General features: G+C 68.0%; 16 protein-coding genes. 9 read left to right on the top strand and 7 right to left on the bottom strand.

Features of this window, described 5'->3' with window-relative positions; all coding sequences use genetic code 11:
* The first annotated feature begins 4 nt into the window (after window positions 1-4).
* From bamA to lpxB, 7 genes are read left to right on the top strand one after another with little or no spacing between them, the layout of a single operon-like run.
* Window positions 5-2440: an outer membrane protein assembly factor BamA gene (gene bamA, locus BrevBR_RS00270; RefSeq protein ID WP_332639569.1), complete on the top strand. Its 2436-nt coding sequence runs from the start codon at window positions 5-7 to the stop codon at window positions 2438-2440.
* A gap of 34 nt (window positions 2441-2474) precedes the next feature.
* Window positions 2475-3056: an OmpH family outer membrane protein gene (locus BrevBR_RS00265; RefSeq protein WP_332639570.1), complete on the top strand. Its 582-nt coding sequence runs from the start codon at window positions 2475-2477 to the stop codon at window positions 3054-3056.
* Between the two features lie 7 nt (window positions 3057-3063).
* On the top strand, window positions 3064-4068 hold the full coding sequence (gene lpxD / locus BrevBR_RS00260) for a UDP-3-O-(3-hydroxymyristoyl)glucosamine N-acyltransferase (RefSeq protein WP_332639571.1): 1005 nt from the start codon (window positions 3064-3066) through the stop codon (window positions 4066-4068).
* A 26-nt stretch (window positions 4069-4094) separates the two neighbouring features.
* A complete protein-coding gene (gene fabZ, locus BrevBR_RS00255; protein WP_339999585.1) occupies window positions 4095-4562 on the top strand; it encodes a 3-hydroxyacyl-ACP dehydratase FabZ in 468 nt (155 codons plus the stop codon).
* The gene (gene lpxA, locus BrevBR_RS00250; protein WP_339999584.1) at window positions 4559-5347 is read left to right on the top strand and encodes an acyl-ACP--UDP-N-acetylglucosamine O-acyltransferase; all 789 of its coding nucleotides are present in this window, start codon (window positions 4559-4561) and stop codon (window positions 5345-5347) included. The genes fabZ and lpxA overlap by 4 nt, the downstream gene beginning before the upstream one ends.
* A complete protein-coding gene (gene lpxI / locus BrevBR_RS00245; RefSeq protein ID WP_339999583.1) occupies window positions 5344-6201 on the top strand; it encodes a UDP-2,3-diacylglucosamine diphosphatase in 858 nt (285 codons plus the stop codon). The genes lpxA and lpxI overlap by 4 nt, the downstream gene beginning before the upstream one ends.
* On the top strand, window positions 6198-7364 hold the full coding sequence (gene lpxB, locus BrevBR_RS00240; RefSeq protein ID WP_339999582.1) for a lipid-A-disaccharide synthase: 1167 nt from the start codon (window positions 6198-6200) through the stop codon (window positions 7362-7364). Before lpxI ends, lpxB begins: the two co-directional genes overlap by 4 nt.
* Here the strand turns inward: lpxB and BrevBR_RS00235 are convergent.
* The gene (locus tag BrevBR_RS00235) at window positions 7361-8443 is read right to left on the bottom strand and encodes a winged helix-turn-helix domain-containing protein (protein ID WP_339999581.1); all 1083 of its coding nucleotides are present in this window, start codon (window positions 8441-8443) and stop codon (window positions 7361-7363) included. The two genes, lpxB and BrevBR_RS00235, sit on opposite strands and share 4 nt — an antisense overlap.
* A gap of 247 nt (window positions 8444-8690) precedes the next feature.
* Between BrevBR_RS00235 and BrevBR_RS00230 the strand changes: the two genes are divergently transcribed.
* Entirely contained in the window at window positions 8691-10199 is a 1509-nt protein-coding gene (locus BrevBR_RS00230) for a tryptophan halogenase family protein (RefSeq protein ID WP_339999580.1), read from the top strand.
* A gap of 19 nt (window positions 10200-10218) precedes the next feature.
* Here the strand turns inward: BrevBR_RS00230 and gltA are convergent, their stop codons facing one another.
* Together gltA and gltX are read right to left on the bottom strand one after the other, a co-directional pair.
* The gene (gltA, locus tag BrevBR_RS00225; protein ID WP_332639578.1) at window positions 10219-11520 is read right to left on the bottom strand and encodes a citrate synthase; all 1302 of its coding nucleotides are present in this window, start codon (window positions 11518-11520) and stop codon (window positions 10219-10221) included.
* Between the two features lie 65 nt (window positions 11521-11585).
* Window positions 11586-13010, bottom strand: a complete 1425-nt coding sequence (gene gltX / locus BrevBR_RS00220; protein ID WP_332639579.1) for a glutamate--tRNA ligase — start codon at window positions 13008-13010, stop codon at window positions 11586-11588.
* Between gltX and BrevBR_RS00215 the strand changes: the two genes are divergently transcribed.
* The gene (locus tag BrevBR_RS00215) at window positions 13009-15150 is read left to right on the top strand and encodes a ComEC/Rec2 family competence protein (RefSeq protein WP_339999579.1); all 2142 of its coding nucleotides are present in this window, start codon (window positions 13009-13011) and stop codon (window positions 15148-15150) included. The two genes, gltX and BrevBR_RS00215, sit on opposite strands and share 2 nt — an antisense overlap.
* A gap of 66 nt (window positions 15151-15216) precedes the next feature.
* Here the strand turns inward: BrevBR_RS00215 and lexA are convergent, their stop codons facing one another.
* The 4 genes from lexA to BrevBR_RS00195 all read right to left on the bottom strand — a co-directional run bounded on the left by lexA (window position 15217) and on the right by BrevBR_RS00195 (window position 18421).
* Window positions 15217-15909 carry a transcriptional repressor LexA gene (gene lexA, locus BrevBR_RS00210; protein WP_332639581.1) on the bottom strand — a complete coding sequence of 231 codons (693 nt, stop codon included), beginning with the start codon at window positions 15907-15909 and terminating at the stop codon, window positions 15217-15219.
* 95 nt (window positions 15910-16004) lie between these two features.
* On the bottom strand, window positions 16005-16796 hold the full coding sequence (gene trpC / locus BrevBR_RS00205; protein ID WP_339999578.1) for an indole-3-glycerol phosphate synthase TrpC: 792 nt from the start codon (window positions 16794-16796) through the stop codon (window positions 16005-16007).
* Window positions 16793-17830: an anthranilate phosphoribosyltransferase gene (trpD, locus tag BrevBR_RS00200; RefSeq protein WP_339999577.1), complete on the bottom strand. Its 1038-nt coding sequence runs from the start codon at window positions 17828-17830 to the stop codon at window positions 16793-16795. The genes trpC and trpD overlap by 4 nt, the downstream gene beginning before the upstream one ends.
* Entirely contained in the window at window positions 17831-18421 is a 591-nt protein-coding gene (locus tag BrevBR_RS00195; RefSeq protein WP_332639584.1) for an anthranilate synthase component II, read from the bottom strand.
* Between the last annotated feature and the right edge of the window lie 26 nt (window positions 18422-18447).

Genomic DNA, 18447 nt, shown 5'->3' with positions numbered 1-18447 from the left:
CCGCATGATCCGACAAGACGCGTCCGTCCTTCACTTCGCCCGGCGCCTGAGCCCGAGCCTGTTGGCCCTTGCGGTCGCCGCCGGTCTGGCAGGACCCACGCTGGCCCAGACGGCTCCGCCGGCGCAACCGGCCATCCAGCCCGGCGCGCCCGTTGAAGCCGCTCCGGCCCCCCAGGCCGCACCGGTCCAGTCCGACCGGGTGGTGATCAACCGGATCCTCGTGCGCGGCAACCAACGCATCGACCAGACTACGGTCCTGTCCTATCTGCCGATCCAGCCGGGCGACACGGTCGATCCCGCGGTTCTGGACGTCGCGGTCCGCACCCTGACCCGCACCCAGCTGTTCGCCGACGTCCAGCTGGGCGTGCAGCCCAATGGCGACCTGATCGTCGAGATCGTCGAAAACCCGATCATCAACCAGGTGGTGTTCGAGGGGAACGGCGCGATCAGCGAAGACAAGCTGACCGAGGAAGTCACCCTGAAACCGCGCGGCATCTACACCCGCGCCCGGATTCAGGAAGACGTCGGCAAGATCGTCGAACTGTACCGTCTGTCGGGCCGGATCTCGGCGACCGTCACGCCCAAGATCGTCCAGCTGGAACAGAACCGCGTCGACGTGGTGTTCGAGATCGACGAAGGCCCGGAAACCGGCGTCCGCGCCATCACCTTCCTGGGCAATACGGCGTTCTCGGACAGTGATTTGCGCGGCGTGATGGTGACCCAGGAATCGGCCTGGTACCGGCTGTTCACGACCAACGACAACTACGACCCGAACCGTCTGGACTACGATCGCGAACAGCTGCGGAAATTCTACACCAACCGCGGCTACTACGACTTCCGCGTCCTGTCGGCGATCTCCGAGCTGGCCCCGGACGACGGCTCCTTCGGCATCACCCTGACCATCGACGAGGGCGACAGGTACAATTTCGGCACGGTCGACGTGGTCACCGAGAACGACCGGTTGAACCCCGACTTCCTCAAGTTGCTGCTGCCGATCCAGCCGGGTGATCTGTATGAGAGCGACAAGATCGAGTCGGCGGTCGACGCCCTGACGTTCGCCGCTGGTTCGGCCGGCTACGCCTTCGTCGAGATCGAGCCCAGCTATCGCGCCAATCCCGAGACCGACACCGTCGACGTCACCTTCAACGTCAAGGAAGGCCAGCGCGTCTACGTCGACCGGATCAACATCATCGGCAACACCCGCACGCTGGACAACGTCATCCGCCGCGAGATGATGCTGACCGAGGGCGACGCCTTCAACCGCACCCTCCAGGAACGTTCGCGCAATAACCTGCGGGCCCTGGGCTTCTTCAAGGACGTCACGGTCGAGGAGGCGCGCGGTTCGGCCCCCGATCGCTCGGTGATCAACGTCAACGTCACGGAACAGCCTACCGGCGAGCTTTCGGTCGGCGCGGGCTTCAGCTCGGTCGACTCCTTCGTCGTCAACCTGGGCATCACCGAGCGCAACTTCCGCGGCCGCGGTCAGAACGTCGTGGCCCGCCTGGAATGGGGCTCGCTGCGCCAGCAGGTCGATTTCCGCTTCACCGAGCCCAAATTCCTCGGCCGCGACCTGCGGGCCGGCTTCGACGCCTTCCACTCGCGCTACGACCTCAGCGAATATTCGTCCTACGACTACCGCTCGACCGGCGGCGGCGTGCGCCTGTCGTATCCGTTGAACGGTTATACGCTGCTGAGCACCCGCTACTTCCTCAAGAGCGATGAGATCATCGTGCCGACCGGCTATTGCTCGGCGACCGGTTCGGGCTCGACGGCGCTGTGCGATCAGGTCGGTTCGTTCCTGAACTCCTCGGCCGGCTACACCCTGCTGGTCGACCGGCGCAACGATCCCGTTCGTCCGACGCGCGGCTGGACGGGCTCGTTCCGGCAGGACTTCGCGGGCATCGGCGGCGACGTGAACTACATCAAGACCGAAGCCGACGTGTCGGCCTATTGGGGCATCTCGCCCGAATGGATCGTCACGACGACGGCCTCGACCGGCTACATCTCGGGCTGGGGCGGCGACCCCATCCGCATCAACGACCGCTTCTTCAAGGGCGGCAACAGCTTCCGCGGCTTCGAAACGGCCGGTCTGGGTCCGCGCGACCTGAACACCACCGATGCGCTGGGCGGTAATTTCTACGCCATCGGCACGGTGGAGCTGACCGTGCCGAACTATCTGCCCGAGCAATATGGCATCAGGACCTCCCTGTTCGCCGACGTGGGTACGTTGGGCGTCCTGGATGACAGGTATACGGTGAATTCGCTGGGCAACCCGGACCCCGGCATCGTTGATGAGCTGGAGTTGCGCGCTTCGGCCGGCATCAGCATTCACTGGCGCTCGCCCATGGGCCCGATCCGCTTCGACCTGAGCCAGATCATTGGCAAGGAAGACTACGACAAGACAGAAACGTTCCGCTTCTCGACTTCAACCCAGTTCTAGAAATGCGGGACCGGGTCCCGTTCAAAGGTTCAAGATGAAACTGTTCGCTATCGGCGCTTTCGCGCTCGCTTCGCTGGCCGCCGGTTCGGCCGCCGCCCAGGCCCAGGCTCCCGCCAACCCGGGCCCTGTGATCCCCGGCGTCTGCGTCTTCCACAATGACCGCATGCTGGCCCAGTCCACGGCGGGTCAGTCGGTTCAGACCGGCATGCAACGCCTGATCACCGAGGTCCAGGGCGAACTCCAGCCCTACGCCGCCGCCATCCAGACCGAGGCCCAGCAGCTGCAGCAGGGCGGCGCCGCCGCCGATCCGCAGGGCACGCGCCGCCAGGCGCTGCAGCAGCGCGCCCAGGAGGCCCAGCAGCTGGAGCAGACCCGTCAGCAGGAGCTGCAGTACACCCAGCAGCTGCAGATTCGCGCCATCGCCCAGGCCGCCGACCCGATCCTGGTTGCGGTCTATCAGGAGCGCGGCTGCGGCCTGCTGCTGGACCGTTCGGCCGTCTACATCTCCAACCCGGCGATGGATGTCACCGACGTGGTCATCCAGCGCCTGAACACCGCCCTGCCGTCGCTGAGCTTCAACCGCTCTCCGGTGCCGGTCCAGGCTCCCGCCCAGTAAGGACGCCATGCCCGATCCGCGCTTTTTCGACAGCCTGCCGGCGCTCAGCGTCGCCGAGCTGGCCGGGCGGATCGGGGGCGAAATGCATAAAGGCGGAGACCGTCAGGTCTCCGCCGTCGCGCCCTTGGCTTCGGCGGCGCCGACGGACGTCGCCTTCCTCGGCGACCGAAAATTCCAGTCAGCCCTGACCGAAACCCGCGCCGGCTGCGTCATCGTGCCCGCGAGCGCGGTCGAATTCGCGCCGGAGGGGGCCGCGGTGATCGTTTCCGGCGAAGCCCAGGCCGCCTGGGCCCGGGCCTCGGCGCTCTTTCACCGGGCCGTGCCGCTGGATGTCGCCGCCAACCCGGACGTCGCGGCTGAGGATGGCTCCGTGGTCTTCGAGCCCGGGGTGGTCGTCGGCAAGGGGGCCTGCATCGGGCGCGGCTCGCGCATCGGCGCCAATACCGTCATCGGGCCCGGCGTGCAGATCGGGCGCGACTGCCAGATCGGCTCGAACGTGACCGTCGGCTTCGCCCTGGTCGGAGACCGGGTGAAGATCTATTCGGGCGCCCGCATCGGCGAGCAGGGCTTCGGGGCCGCGGGGTCGAAGTCCGGTCCGGTCGACATTCCCCAGCTGGGCCGGGTGATTCTTCAGGACGGCGTCACCGTGGGCGCCAACTCCTGCATCGACCGCGGCGCCTATGACGACACGGTCATTGGCGAGAACACCAAGATCGATAATCTGGTCATGATCGGCCACAACTGCGTGATCGGCCGTAACTGCCTGATGGCCGCCAACACCGGCATTTCCGGCTCGGTCATCGTCGGCGACAACGTCATTTTCGGCGGCAAGGCGGGGATCGGCGACCATATACGTATCGGCGAAGGGGCCCGCGTGGCGGCCGGCGCCGGGGTGCTGGCCGACATACCCGCGGGTGAAACCTGGTCCGGCTATCCGGCCAAACCCCTGCGTCAGTTCTTGCGTGAAACGATCTGGCTCGCCAAACAGGCGTCCGGAAAGGCGCGTTCCTAGGCGCCGCCCGCGAGGAAGGCCGCAGGATGAGTGACGACGGGAAGATCGACTATGCCGAGGTGATGCGGCGCCTGCCCCACCGCTATCCCTTCCTGCTGATCGACAAGGCCGAGGATTTCGTGCCGAACACCTCGATCACCGGCATCAAGAACGTCACCCACAACGAGCCCTACTTCCCGGGCCATTTCCCGATCGACCCGGTCATGCCCGGCGTCATGATCATCGAGGCCATGGCCCAGACCGGCGCGCTGCTGATGTCCAAATCCATGGACGTCACGGTCGAGGGCAAGGTGATCATGTTCATGTCCATCGACGGCGTGCGCTTCCGCAAGCCGGCGCGTCCGGGCGACCAGCTGCGCATGCAGGTGGTGGTGACGAAGATGCGCGGCGACATCTTCAAATTCCGCGGCGAGACCTTCATCGACGGCAAGCTGGCCTCGGAGGCGGATTTCGCCGCCATGATGGTCACGGTCGACAAGCCGGTGGACGCATGAGCCGGATCCACCCCACGGCCGTCGTCGACGCCGGCGCGCAGGTCGCCGAGGGAGTCGAGATCGGCCCCTGGTGCATCGTCGGCCCGGGCGTCGTGCTGGAGGACGACGTGCGTCTGGTCAGCCATGCCGTGGTCCAGCAGGACACGACGGTGGGCGCCCGCACCGTCATCCACCCCTTCTGCGTCATCGGCGGCGACCCGCAGCACACCGGCTACAAGGGCGAGACGGTGCGGCTGGAGATCGGGACCGACAACAGCATCCGCGAACATTCGACCTTCAACCGCGGCACGCCGCAGGGGGCGGGCGTGACCCGGGTGGGCTCGAACGGCCTGTTCATGACCGGCGCCCACGTCGGCCATGACTGCGTGGTCGGGGACAATGTGGTGATGGCCAACAACGCCACCCTGGGCGGGCACGCCCGCGTCGGATCCAGGGTCTTCCTCGGCGGACTGGCGGCGGTGCACCAGAACGGCAGGGTGGGGCAGGGCGCCATTGTCGGCGGGCTGGCGGCGGTGACGCGCGATGTCATTCCGTACGGCTCGGCCTGGGGCAATCACGCCCGGCTGCACGGGCTGAACCTGATCGGGCTGAAGCGGAAGGGCTACGACAAGACGGCCGTCCGCCGCCTGCTGGCTGCCTACCGCGACCTGTTCGAGGGCGGCGGGACCTTCGCCGAACGGCTGGACGCGGTCGAAGCCGCCTATGCCGACCTGCCTGAGATCATGGAGATCACGGCCTTCATCCGCGAGGACGGCAAACGTCCCCTGTGCCTGCCGGGCGAATGAGCGGGCCGGGGAAACTGGGCCTGATCGCGGGGGGCGGCGCCCTTCCGATATCGGTGGCGGCGCGATGCGAGGCCGAGGGCCGGCCGGTGTTCGTGGTGCGGCTGACCGGGTTCGCCGATCCCCATCTGGCGCGCTATCCGGGCATCGAGGCGGGCATGGCCGAGATCGGCAAGGTCCTTTCGGCGCTGAAAAAAGCCGGCTGCGCAGCGGTGACCTTCGCCGGCACGGTGAATCGGCCCGACTTCAGGAATCTGAAGCCCGACCTCAAGGGCGCGACCCTGCTGCCGGGCATTGTGGCGGCGGCGAGCAAGGGTGACGACGCCCTGCTGCGCAAGATCCTGTCGGTGTTCGAGAACGAGGGTTACGCCATCGAGGGCGCCGACGACATCCTGGGCGGCGAGACCCTGCCGGGCGGGGCGCTGGGGGCGGTGGAACCGTCCGAGGCGCAGCTTTCCGATCTCAGGAAGGCGCTCCATGTCGCGGAAAAGGCGGGGGAACTCGATATCGGTCAGGGCGCGGTCGTTTGCGATGGCCTGGTACTCGCAGTCGAGGCGCAGGAGGGGACGGACGCCATGCTGGCCCGGGTCGCGGCCTTGCCGGCGGACCTGCGCGGTTCGACCGCCGATCGAAAGGGGGCGCTGGGCAAGGCGCCGAAACCGATCCAGGACCTGAGGGTCGACATGCCGGTGATGGGCGCCCGCACAGTCGAGATGGCGGCCGCGGCCGGGCTGGCCGGCGTCGGCGGGGTGGCCGGGAAACTGATCCTGATCGACCAGGCCGCCATCGTCGACGCGGCCGACCGCCTGGGTCTGTTCGTCTGGGGCGACAGGGACGGGGGCGACAGAAGCGAATGAGCCGGCCGCTGAAGATCATGCTGGTGGCGGCCGAGGCGTCGGGCGACGCCTTGGGGGCCGGCCTGGCCGAGGCGCTGAAGGCGAGGCTGGGTCCCGAGGTGGTCTTCGTCGGCGTGGGCGGTCCCCGCATGGCCGAACAGGGCGTGCAGAGCCCGTTCGACATCGCGGAACTGTCGATTCTCGGCTGGCTCGAGGGCCTGAAGGCCTATGGCGTGGTCAAGCGCCGGGTCGCGGAGACCGCCGCCCTGGCCGTCGCCGAAAAGCCGGACGCCGTGGTCCTGATCGACAGTTGGGGTTTCACCATCCGGGTGGCGAAGGCGCTGAGGACAGCGCTGCCGGGCGTGCCCCTGATCAAATACGTCGGGCCCCAGGTCTGGGCCTCGCGCCCGGGCCGGGCGAAGACGCTGGCGGCTTCGGTGGACCACCTGCTGGCCCTCTACGCCTTCGACGCGCCCTGGTTCGAGCGCGAGGGCCTGCCGACCACGGTGGTGGGTTCGCAGGCGCTGCACGTCGATTTCGGCAACGCGGATCCTGTGGCCTTCCGGGCCTCGCGAGGGATAGCTCCCGATGCCAGGCTGCTGCTTGTCCTCCCGGGCAGCCGGCCGTCGGAAATCAGGTTGATGACGCCCGTCTATGAGGCGGCCGTGGTTCGGTTGAAGAAGGCAGACCCGGCGCTGGAGGTAGCGGTCGTGGCCGCGGGGACCGTGGCCGAAGATGTCGCGGGCCGGATCGCCGGCTGGCCGTTCCGGGCCTATCTCGTTCCCGAGAGCGAGAAATATGCGGCCATGCGCGCTGCTACGGTCGCCCTGGCCACCAGCGGCACGGTCTCAACTGAACTGGCCCTGGCGGGCGCGCCGATGGTGATCTCCTACCGGTTCCAGCCGCTCAGCTATGCGATCATGAAGCCGTTCTTCACCGGCAAATACGCGACCCTGTTCAATCACGCCGCTGACGCCGAGATCGCGCGCGAATTGATCCAGAAGGACGCCACGCCCGAGAAGCTGGCGGCAGAGGTCGGCCGGTTGCTGGCGGACCCGGAGGCGCGTCGCACGCAGGCGGACCGGCAGACGGCGGCGCTGGACCTGATGGGCCGGGAAGGGCGCGATCCGTCCGAGATCGCCGCCGATGCGGTGCTGCGGGTCATCGCCGGCAAGGCGGCCTAGACGCCGGGGCTGCGCCTCGCCAGCCGCAGGGCGACGGCTACCCAGGCGGCGAACATGGCGCCTTCCAGACCGGCGGTGATGATCTGGCTGGTCAGGCCGAAACTGCTCTCGCCGAACAGAGCCCCCATACGGTCGACGCCCAGCCGGGAGTTGGGAAAGCCGTCGGCCAGCTGCTGCAGGCTGCCGCCCATCAGCCGGCCTCCCAGCAGGGGGATCAGGGCGCCGGCCGTTCCCCCCGCCAGACCAGCGGCGGCGACGCTGTGCGCCGGAGAGGACGGGCCTCCGATCCGGGGGCCCAGCCAGGCTCCGAACCCGATGGCGCCGCCCAGTACGGCGCCCTCGGCCGCGCCGGTGATCTCGCCGGGGCTCTGGCCGAACAACAGGCTGAAGGCGTCGATGCCGATCAGCTTGACCACCGCGCCGATGATCATGCCCCCGACGGCCCCGCCGACGGTGTTCCAAAGCCATGCCCGGCCCGACGCGAGGCCGGCGGCGGCGATGCCGAAGCCGACACCCGCGCCGCCCAGCACCCCGACGCCGGCCGTGATACAGATCAGGACGAGGATGACCGATACCGCGCCCATGCCGGACTGCTGGGGCTGGGAGGCGGCGATCAGACCGTAGAACAGCCCGCCGAAGACGCCCGCGATCCCCCCGCCGATCATGCCCGCCGCGCCGAGCCGGAAGAACAGCCGGCGGCTGACCGCCGCCGCTGTAGGCGCCTGACCCGCCACCACCGCCGTCGGACCGGTTTCGGAATCCGCGTTCGTCACGGGCGCGATGAAGCGGTAGCCGTGCTTGGGAACAGTATCGATGAACCGCGGCCGGGATGCGTCGTCGCCCAGCTGTCTACGGATCGTGCGGATGCACTGGGTCAGGGCCTCGTCAGTGACGGGCACGCCGCGCCAGACCTCGTCGAGGAAGCGATCCTTGGAAACCAGCTTGCCGTTCTCGCGAACCAACAGGGTCAGGGCGTCGAAATAGCGGGCGTTCAACTCGACCGGCGCATCGTCCCGCGTCAGCAGCCGGTCGCCGGTGTCGAGCTTGAAGCGTTCGAAGCGAAAGCGGCCGTACGCCATGTTTGCAGAAGAACCTCAGGCGTTGCTCATGCCGCAAGCCGGCCGCGCAAGGCAGGGCGGAAGCCTCACCCATGAATGCCGATGAGGCAATGGCGTCCAGCGAAAAGAACCGGCGAAGACGGCTCACATTCCGGATCGGGCCGCTGACGGTTTCCGCCGCGCGACGACCCGGCCGAGGTTGCTCCGGGAAGTCCCGTCGGGAGAGCCCTTCCCTTGAGTTCCGACCATCAGTCGCTACGCTCTGAGGATGACGCAGCAACCGATCCAAACGATCGCTGTCATCGGCGGCGGCACGGCCGGCTGGATGGCCGCCGCAGCTCTCGCCCGCAAATTGGGAAAGACGGTTCGGATCACCCTGGTGGAATCCGACGAGATCAGCACGGTAGGGGTCGGTGAGGCGACGATCCCGCCCATCCTCAACTACAACAAATTCCTCGGCGTCGACGAAAACGACTTTGTTCGCGCGACCCAGGCGACCTTCAAGCTGGGCATCGAATTGCGCGACTGGGGGGCGATCGGGGACGTGTATCATCATCCCTTTGGACGTTTCGGCGTTGATTTCGATGATACGCCGTTCCACCAGCATTGGCTGCGGCAGCGGGAGCTGAGTGATCCGGGCTCGATAGAGCTCTACTCATTGCCCGCCGCCGCGGCGCGCGCCGGAAAATTCTTCCGACCGGTCGAAGATCCGCGCAACATACTGTCGATGCTGGCGTACGCGTTTCACTTCGACGCCTCGCTCTACGCCGGCTTTCTCAGGACCTACGCCGAGGCCCGTGGAGTGGTCCGTCAGGAAGGCCGGGTCGTCGAGGTTCTTCAGCGGCCGCTCGACGGCTTTATACAGGGGGTCCGACTCCAGTCCGGCGACATTGTCGAAGCCGACCTGTTCATCGACTGCTCGGGCTTCCGCGGCCTGCTGATCGAACAGACGCTGGACGCAGGCTTTGATGACTGGTCGCACTGGTTGCCGTGCGACCGCGCCGTGGCGGCGCCAAGCGCGCGATCCACTCCGCCCGAACCCTTCACCCGATCGACCGCCCGCGAGGCCGGGTGGCAATGGCGGATCGGACTGCAGCACCGGGTGGGCAACGGTTACGTCCATTGCAGCCGGTTCATCAGCGAGGACGAGGCGACCGCCGTCCTGCTGGCCAATCTCGACGGAGAACTTCTCGCAGAGCCGCGTACGCTGCGCTTCACTGCCGGTCGTCGTCGCCGTTCCTGGATAAGGAACTGCGTCGCCCTGGGTCTGGCCGGGGGGTTCCTCGAACCTCTGGAATCCACCAGCATTCACATGATCCAGACGGGCGTGATGCGGCTACTGGCGCTTTTCCCGGACCAGTCCTTCGATTCCTGTCAGATCGACGAGTACAACCGTCAGACGGCGACCGAGTACGAACGGGTTCGGGATTTCGTCATCCTGCACTACCACGCGACGACACGCGACGACGCCCCGCTTTGGGACCATGTCCGGACCATGGACATCCCGGAAACCCTGAGCCGAAAACTGGCCCTGTTCCGGAGTCAGGGCCGCTTCTTCCGCGAGGACGAGGAGCTTTTTTCGGAGACCAACTGGGTCGCCGTCATGCTGGGCCAGGGCATTCGGCCTCGCGGCCACGATCCGCTCGCGAACACGCACGACGCCGCCAAGATCCAGACGCGTATGGAGCGGTATCGCGACATGGTCGCCCATGCCGCGTCCGAGATGCCGACGCATCAGGCCTTCATAGACCGTTTCTGCAAGGCGCCGCCGGTTTGACCAAAGCGTCCGGCGTCATTCAGCCGCGCTTGCTGACCGGTACGTAGTCCCGCTCGGTGGGACCTGTGTAGAGCTGGCGCGGGCGACCGATTTTCTGACCGGGGTCGGCCATCATTTCCTGCCACTGGGCGATCCAGCCGACGGTGCGCGCCAGCGAGAACAGCACGGTGAACATCGACGTCGGGAAGCCCATGGCCGACAGGGTGATGCCCGAGTAGAAGTCGACGTTGGGGAACAGTTTGCGCTCGATGAAGTACTCGTCCGACAGGGCGATTCGCTCCAGTTCCTTGGCGACCTGGAACAGCGGGTCGTTCGGGTCGCCGACGGCGGCCAGCACTTCGTCGGCGCTCTCCTTCATCACCCTGGCGCGCGGGTCGTAGTTTTTGTACACGCGATGGCCGAAGCCCATCAGCTTGTATTTCTTGGCCTTCACGCCTTCGATGAACTCCGGGATCCTTTCCGGGGAGCCGATCTCCTTGAGCATGTTCAGCGCCTCTTCATTGGCGCCCCCATGGCTGGGTCCCCACAGGCAGGCGATGCCGGCGGCGATACAGGCGAAGGGGTTGGCGCCCGACGAACCGGCCAGACGGACGGTCGAGGTCGAGGCGTTCTGCTCATGATCGGCGTGCAGGATGAAGATGCGGTCCATGGCCTTGGCCAGCACCGGATTGACCACATAGTCCTCGGCCGGAACGGCGAAGCACATGCGCAGGAAATTCTCGGCGTAGCTCAGATCGTTGCGCGGCGAGATGAAGGGTTGGCCGATGTGGTATTTATAGGCGCGGGCCGCGATCGTCGGCATCTTGGCGATCAGGCGGATGGCCGAGATATTGCGCTGGACCGGATCATGGATGTCCAGGCTGTCGTGATAGAAGGCCGACAGGGCGCCGACGGTGCCGACCATGATCGCCATCGGGTGGGCGTCGCGGCGGAAGCCTTCGAAGAAGCGGTCGAACTGCGCATGCAGCATGGTGTGCATGGTGATGTTGCGCTCGAAGGCTTCATATTCCGAGGCGGTCGGAAGCTCACCGTGCAGCAGCAGGTGGCAGACTTCGATGAAGTTGGACTGCGACGCCAGCTGGTCGATCGGATAGCCGCGGTGGAGCAGGGTGCCGACATCGCCGTCGATGAAGGTCAGAGCGCTTTCGCAGGCGGCGGTCGAGGTGAAGCCGGGATCGTAGGTGAAGGCCTCGGTGGCGCCGTACAGCTTGCGGATGTCGATTACGTCGGGGCCCGTGGAGCCCGACAGGACCGGAAGATCGACGCTTTTGTCGCGGAAGGTGAGGGTCGCCGAGCCGGCGGGTTTGGCTTGTTCAGTCATTGAAGCCCCTGGGGATTTGGCGGAGACCGGCGCGGAGAAGGCGCAATCCACGGTCTGATGAATTCTCAGATAGTCTGTTGCAGCGCATCATCCAAGCGCCCGAGGCTTTCTTCACGCCCCAAAGCGGCCAGAGTTTTCGCGATGTCAGGCGAGACGCCGTCACCCGTCAAGGCGGCGCGCACGGCCGGACCGATCTTGCCGAAGCCGACGGCCTCTTCCTCGGCGAAAGCCTTCAACTCGGCCTCGAGCGCGAAGACGTCCCAGCTCGCGAACAGTTTCAGCCGGTCGCGCAGGCGGGCGATGCGTTCGCCAGATTCGCCGGCCAGCATCGGCAGGCCCTTTTCGTAGATTTTCAGCGGTCGGGGACGCAGGACGAAGGCTGTCTGGTCGGCCAGCTCCAGCACGGTCTTCGCCCGGTCCTTTACGAACGGCATGGCCTTCAGCAGCCGGGCCTCGTCGTCCGGGCCCAGGACGTGGCCGCGGGCCAGATGGACGTCGAGCGTCATCTTGGCCAGCCGGTCGTCGTCGGCCAGCCGGATCCAGTGGGCGTTGACGTGGGCCAGTTTGTCGAAGTCCAGCCGGGCCGGCGCCTTGCCGACGCCGGTCAGGTCAAACCATTCCAGCGCCTGGGCGTCGTTGAACAGTTCATCGTCGCCGTGGGCCCAGCCCAGACGCGCCAGATAGTTGCGCATGGCCTCGGGCAGGTAGCCCATCTCGGCGTATTCGTGCACCGCCTGGGCCCCGTGCCGCTTGGAAAGCTTGGCGCCGTCCGGGCCGTGGATCAGGGGGATGTGGGCGAAGCTCGGACGCGGCCAGTCCAGGGCGTCATAGATCAGGCTCTGGCGGGCGGCGTTGTTCAGGTGATCGTCGCCGCGGATGACGTGGGTCACCCCCATGTCGTGGTCGTCGACCACTACCGCCAGATTATAGGTCGGCGCGCCGTCCGAGCGCAGCAGGACCAGGTCGTCCAGGTCGTCATTGGACCAGCTGACCGCGCCCTGCACCTGATCCTCGACTGTCACCTGGCCGGGCAGGGGGCGGCGGAAGCGCACGACGTGCGGCTGGCTGAGGTCGTCGACCGAGGGCTCGCGGCCGCGCCAGGGCGATTCGAAGGTGCGGCGTTCGGCCTTGGCCTGATCCCGCAGGCGGCCGGTCTCCTCGGCCGAGGTGAAGTCGCGGTAGGCGGCGCCCCGCTCCAGCAGTTCGTTGACGACCTCGCGGTGGCGATCGGCGCGGCTGAACTGGAAGACCGGCTCCTCGTCCGCGAACAGCTCCAGCCAGCTGAGGCCATCGAAAATCGCCTTCACGGCCTCGTCGGTAGAGCGTTCGCGGTCGGTGTCCTCGACGCGGACCAGGAACTTCCCGTTGCGTCCCTTGGCATACAAATAGTTGAAAAGCGCCGTTCGAGCGCCTCCTATGTGGAGGGAACCGGTCGGCGAGGGGGCGAAGCGCGTGACGACGGCTGGCGTGGGGACGGGGGCGGAGGTCATGGCGGGCGTTATAGCGCCGACGCCGGCAAAGCCCAGCCTCGCCGAAAGAGCCGGCGCCTTCCTGCTGGAGCAGGTGGCGGCCCAGACCCTGCGCTGGCGGATGTGGGCGCCGGTCGCGTTCGGCGGCGGTTGCGCCGTCTATTTCGCGCTGAAGACCGAGCCGGCCGCCTGGCCGCTGCTGCTGGGTGCCATGATCGCGGTGGGGCTGTGGCTGTGCGCGCGACGTCTGGCGCTGGGTCGAGTGTGGACCCTGCCGCTGCTTATGCTGGCCTGTTTCGCCCTGGGCGTCGCGGTCGCGAAGCTGCGCACCGACGCCGTCACCGCGCCCATAGCTCCGGCCATGGCCGAGCCGACCGTGGTCGAGGGCTGGGTGATCGATGTCGACAGCCCGGGTTCGGCGGGTCCGCGGGTGGTGATCGCGCCGGTGCGCATCCGGGGCCTGACGCCGGAGCAGACGCCGGTCAGGCTGCGCGCCACGGTCCGGGGCGAGGCCCCGGCGCCGGGCGAGGCGGTGCGATTGTTCGCCATCCTCAATCCCCCGCCGGCCCCGGCCAGCCCGGGCGCCTATGACTTCGGCCGCAACGCCTTCTTCCAGAGCCTGGGCGGCGTGGCCTTCTCGCTGGGCGAGACGCGGGCTGCGTATCTCGCCCCGCCGCCGTGGCGGGTGCGGGCGGCGATGGCGGTAAACGGCATGCGCTTCGATCTGGCCCGGCGGATCGTCGCGCGGCTGGGGGCGCGGACGGGCGGGATCGCCGCGGCCATGACGACCGGACAGGAGGCCTGGCTGGACCCCGAGGACGTCGACGTTATGCGCGATTCCGGACTGGCGCACATCCTGTCGATCTCGGGCCTGCATATGGCGGTGGTCGGCGGTTTCGCCTTCTTCCTGATCCGGCTGCTGGTCGCGGCCTGGCCGTGGCTGGCGCTGCGGGTGTCCGGCAAGAAGGTGGCGGCGGTCGCGGGGCTTCTCGCGGTGGGTACCTATCTGGTCGTGTCGGGCGCCCCGCCGCCGGCCGAGCGGGCGGCGATCACGGCGTCGATCGCCTTTCTCGCCATCCTTCTGGACCGGCAGGCGATCACCATGCACGCCCTCGCGGTCGCGGCCTTCGTGGTCCTGCTGCTGCAGCCCGAGGCCATCGTCACGCCGGGCTTCCAGATGTCGTTCGCGGCCACGGCGGCCCTGGTGGCGCTGGTCGAGGCCTGGCCCCGGCGGCCGAAGGAGATTTCCGCACCGCTGCCCATACTGATCGTCCAGCGGGCTGGAACGTGGCTCGGCGCGGCCATCCTGGCCAGCCTCGTTGCCGGGGCGGCGACCGGGCCGTTCGCCATGCAGCATTTCAACCGCACGGCCATGTACGGGCTGGCCGCCAATCTGGCCTCGGCGCCGGTGTCGGACTTTCTGATCATGCCGATGCTGGCGCTGGGCGCCCTGCTGGAGCCGCTGGGGCTGGGGGCGCCCTTCCTTTGGCTTGCGGGGCAGGGGATCGCCCTGATGCTGGCCATCGGCGAATGGACCGCCGGCCTGCCGGGCGCGGTGCGGACGGTGGCCAGCGCGCCGGACATCGCCCTGCCGATCTCATTCCTGGGCGTGCTGTTCTGCTGCCTGTGGCGGGGGCCTTTACGTTGGCTGGGCCTGCCGTTGGCGGCGGCGGTCATGCTGTGGCCGCGCGCGCCGACGCCGGATGTCTGGATTGGCGACGGCGGGACCAATGCGTCCTGGGTGCAGGCCGGTCAGACGGTGGTGATGCGGGACGAGGTGCGGCAGTTCGCGGTCGATGTCTGGTCCCGGCGGCGCGGCGTAGCGCCGGTCCAGCGTCCGGCGGAGGGCTGGACCTGCACGCGGTTTTCCTGCGCGCCGGAGGCCCCGGCGGCGGGACCGCTGGCGATGTGGTGGGGCCAGAAGCCGCCCACGCCCGAACAGGTCGACGCCCTGTGCCGCGCGGCCCCGGTGGTCAGCGTGCGCGCGGCCCTGACGGCCCTGCCGGCCTCATGCAAGGGGCGGCTGGTGCTGGACGGCGTCGACTATAAGCGCGGCGGGGCGGTCGAGCTGTGGCGTGACGAGCCGGCGTCAGCCAGCCGCTGGCGCGCGGTCTGGTCGGCGGATGTGCGCGGCGACCGGCCGTGGAGCCGTCCCGGATAACGGCTATGGCGTTTCCGGAATGACAAGGCGACGCATTTGTCATCCCGGACCTGATCCGGGACGAGATCAGTGATAGCGGCGGATGAGGCCGACCAGCTTGCCCTGAACCTCGACCTGATCGGGGCCGAAGATGCGGGTCTCGTAGTTGCGGTTGGCGGGCTCCAGCGCGATCGAGCCCCCCTTCTTGCGCAGACGCTTCAGGGTGGCTTCCTCGCCCTCGACCAGGGCCACGACGATGTCGCCCGAGGTGGCGGTGTCGGTCGATTTGATGACCACCAGATCGCCGTTCAGAATGCCGGCCTCGATCATGGAGTCGCCCTCGATCTCGAGCATGTAGTGCTCGCCCGCGCCCAGCATGGCCTCGGGGACGGGGTAGCGGGCGGTTTCGTGCTCTATGGCGGCGATGGGCGTGCCGGCGGCGATCTTGCCCATCAGGGACAGTTCGCGGGTGTCATTGGCCGGATCGGCGGCCATCGGCCGTCCGCCGCCCTGGATGACGTCGGGGCGGAAGGGCTGGCGACCGCGCGGCTGCGAGGTCGTGGCCTGTTCCGGCAATTTGGTGACTTCCAGCGCCCGCGCCCGATGGGCCAGACGGCGGATGAAGCCGCGCTCCTCCAGCGCCGTGATCAGGCGGTGAATGCCCGATTTGGACGCCAGATCCAGCGCCTCCTTCATCTCGTCGAACGAGGGAGAGACGCCCGTTTCCTTGATGCGCTCATGGATGAACATCAGGAGTTCGTGCTGTTTGCGCGTGAGCATGGAGGTCCTCGAGGCGAATCCCGTTGTGAGAAACGTAGCGGAACAAACCGCAAACGTCCATAAGGTGTTCCTGAGGTGTTCCGGTTAAGGTCCGGTTACCGGAGCAACGCCCGGGTGGCCGCCTCGACGTCCGCCTGACGCATCAGGCTTTCGCCGACGAGGATCGCCTGGGCGTGGGCGTGGGAGACGCGCTGCACGTCGTCCGGGGTGAAGATGCCGCTTTCGGCGACCAGCAGGGCGCGGACGGGGCTCAGCATGGCGAGGCGTTCGGTGACCGCCAGATCGACCTCGAACGTCCGCAGGGACCGGTTGTTGATCCCCACCAGATCGCCGCCCAGCTTGCAGGCGCGGGCCATTTCGGCCTCGTCATGAGTCTCGATCAGGGCGTCCATCCCGAAGCGCCCGGCCTCGGCCAGCAGTTCGGCGGCGAGGGCGTCGTCGATCATGGCGAGGATGATCAGGATGCAATCGGCGCCCAGCGCCCGGCTCTCGGCGACCTGCCAGGGATCGACGAGGAAATCCTTGCGCAAACAGGGCAGGGCGGTCGCGTCGCGGGCGGCGGCCAGGAAGGAGTCGTCGCCCTGGAAGCTGGGACCGTCGGTGAGGACGGACAGGCACTGCGCGCCGCCGCGCTCATAGGCGCGGGCGAGGGCCGGCGGGTCGAAATCGGCGCGGATCAGTCCCTTGGACGGGCTGGCCTTCTTGATCTCGGCGATCAGGGCGGGGCGGCCGGTCTCCTCGACATGGCGTTCCAAGGCGGCGCGGAAACCGCGCGGGGTCGAGGCCTGACGCGCCAGCGCCTCGACGGAGTCCTGCGAGGCGGCGGCCCTGCGGGCGGCCACCTCTTCACGCTTGTAGGCGGCGATGCCGGCGAGGACGTCGCTCACGCCGGCTCTTCTTCCGGCTCGGGCGAATTGGTGGCGACGACCAGGTTGGTCAGGGCCTGCGCCGCGCGCCCTTCGTCGATGACGGCGGCGGCGATCGCGGCGCCGTCCTTCAGATCTGCGGCGCGGTCGGCGACGACGAGAGCGGCGGCGGCGTTCAGCAGGACGATGTCCCGGTACGCGCTCTTCTCGCCCGCCAGCAGGTTCTCCAGGGCCAGGGCGTTCTCCTCGGCGTCGCCGCCGCGCAGGGCCGCGATGTCGGCGCGGGGCAGACCGGCGTCCTCAGGCGTGACGGTGAAGCGGCGGACGGTCCCGTCCTTCCACTCCGCCACCTCCGTCTCGCCCGTGGTGGTCAGTTCGTCGAGCCCCTGTCCGTGGACGGTCCAGGCGCGCGTGGCGCCGAGCCGGCCCAACACTTCGGCGAGCGGCTCCAACAGGCGGGGATCATAGACGCCCATGATCTGTCGCTTTGCAGACGCCGGGTTCGAAAGCGGACCCAGAAGATTGAAAACCGTACGGAAACCGATCTCGGCACGCACTGGCCCGACATGGCGCATGGCGCCGTGGTAGGCGGGGGCGAACAGGAAGGCGATGCCGGCGTCGTCCAGCGAGCGGCGCTGCTGGGCCGGACTGGCGGCCAGGTTGACGCCGAGGGCGGCGAGCACGTCGGACGAGCCGGACTTCGAACTCAGCGCCCGGTTGCCGTGCTTGGCGACCTTCAGCCCCGCGCCGGCCAGAACCAGGGCAGCGGCCGTCGAGATGTTGAAGGTGTGCTGGCCGTCGCCGCCCGTGCCGCAGGTGTCGATGACGTCATAGGGATGATCCAGCTTCAGGGCCGCGTCGCGCATGGCGGTCGCGAAGGCGGCGATCTCCTCGACCGTCTCGCCGCGGATGCGCAGGGCGGTGACGGCGGCGGCGACCTGGGCCGGCGTCGGCTCGCCGCGCAGACAGGCCGCGAAGAAGGCGTGCGCCTCGTCGGTCGACAGCACGCGCCCGTCGACCAGTTTGGCCAGCAGGGGTTTGAAACCTTCAGCCATTCAGACCATCGCCCGGCGTCTGACGTTGGCCAGATCGAGGAAGTTGGCCAGCAGGTCATGGCCGTGTTCGGTGGCGATGGATTCCGGGTGGAACTGGACGCCGTGGATCGGCCGCGTGCGGTGCGCCAACCCCATGATCTCGCCGTCGGCGGTCCAGGCGGTGACGTCCAGCACGTCGGGCAGGGTTTCGCGGCGGACCGCGAGGCTGTGATAACGGGTGGCGGTGAAGGGCGAGGGCAGACCCTTGAACACGCTCTGGCCGGCGTGCTCGATGGGCGAGGTCTTGCCGTGCATCAGGGCCTTGGCGCGGATCACCTCGCCGCCGAACGCCTGACCCATGGCCTGATGGCCCAGGCAGACGCCGAAGATCGGCATGTCCAGCGGGGCGCTGTCCAGTATGGACAGGCAGATCCCCGCCTCGTTGGGCGTGCAGGGGCCGGGCGACAGAAGCACCGCCTCGGGTTTCAGGGCCCAGGCCTCGGCCGCAGTCAGGTCGTCGTTGCGCACCACGCGCGTCTCCGCGCCCAACTCCGCCAGGTAGTGGACGAGGTTGTAGGTAAAGCTGTCGTAGTTATCGACGACCAGGATCATGGTCTGGCTTCTAGGGGGTGCGGAGC

Origin of the sequence: Brevundimonas sp. BR2-1, from assembly GCF_037626195.1 — a bacterium.
Taxonomy (GTDB): domain Bacteria; phylum Pseudomonadota; class Alphaproteobacteria; order Caulobacterales; family Caulobacteraceae; genus Brevundimonas.
The sequence above is the reverse complement of the archived record's forward strand: the minus strand, read 5'-3'. Positions and strand labels throughout refer to the sequence as shown.

Bases quoted from the DNA above. Each gene is read 5' to 3' on its own strand.
- bamA (WP_332639569.1), top strand. From the start codon at position 5: ATGATCCGACAAGACGCGTCCGTCCTTCACTTCGCCCGGCGCCTGAGC.
- BrevBR_RS00265 (WP_332639570.1), top strand. From the start codon at position 2,475: ATGAAACTGTTCGCTATCGGCGCTTTCGCGCTCGCTTCGCTGGCCGCC.
- lpxD (WP_332639571.1), top strand. From the start codon at position 3,064: ATGCCCGATCCGCGCTTTTTCGACAGCCTGCCGGCGCTCAGCGTCGCC.
- fabZ (WP_339999585.1), top strand. From the start codon at position 4,095: ATGAGTGACGACGGGAAGATCGACTATGCCGAGGTGATGCGGCGCCTG.
- lpxA (WP_339999584.1), top strand. From the start codon at position 4,559: ATGAGCCGGATCCACCCCACGGCCGTCGTCGACGCCGGCGCGCAGGTC.
- lpxI (WP_339999583.1), top strand. From the start codon at position 5,344: ATGAGCGGGCCGGGGAAACTGGGCCTGATCGCGGGGGGCGGCGCCCTT.
- lpxB (WP_339999582.1), top strand. From the start codon at position 6,198: ATGAGCCGGCCGCTGAAGATCATGCTGGTGGCGGCCGAGGCGTCGGGC.
- BrevBR_RS00235 (WP_339999581.1), bottom strand. From the start codon at position 8,443: ATGGCGTACGGCCGCTTTCGCTTCGAACGCTTCAAGCTCGACACCGGC.
- BrevBR_RS00230 (WP_339999580.1), top strand. From the start codon at position 8,691: ATGACGCAGCAACCGATCCAAACGATCGCTGTCATCGGCGGCGGCACG.
- gltA (WP_332639578.1), bottom strand. From the start codon at position 11,520: ATGACTGAACAAGCCAAACCCGCCGGCTCGGCGACCCTCACCTTCCGC.
- BrevBR_RS00215 (WP_339999579.1), top strand. From the start codon at position 13,009: ATGGCGGGCGTTATAGCGCCGACGCCGGCAAAGCCCAGCCTCGCCGAA.
- gltX (WP_332639579.1), bottom strand. From the start codon at position 13,010: ATGACCTCCGCCCCCGTCCCCACGCCAGCCGTCGTCACGCGCTTCGCC.
- lexA (WP_332639581.1), bottom strand. From the start codon at position 15,909: ATGCTCACGCGCAAACAGCACGAACTCCTGATGTTCATCCATGAGCGC.
- trpD (WP_339999577.1), bottom strand. From the start codon at position 17,830: ATGGCTGAAGGTTTCAAACCCCTGCTGGCCAAACTGGTCGACGGGCGC.
- BrevBR_RS00195 (WP_332639584.1), bottom strand. From the start codon at position 18,421: ATGATCCTGGTCGTCGATAACTACGACAGCTTTACCTACAACCTCGTC.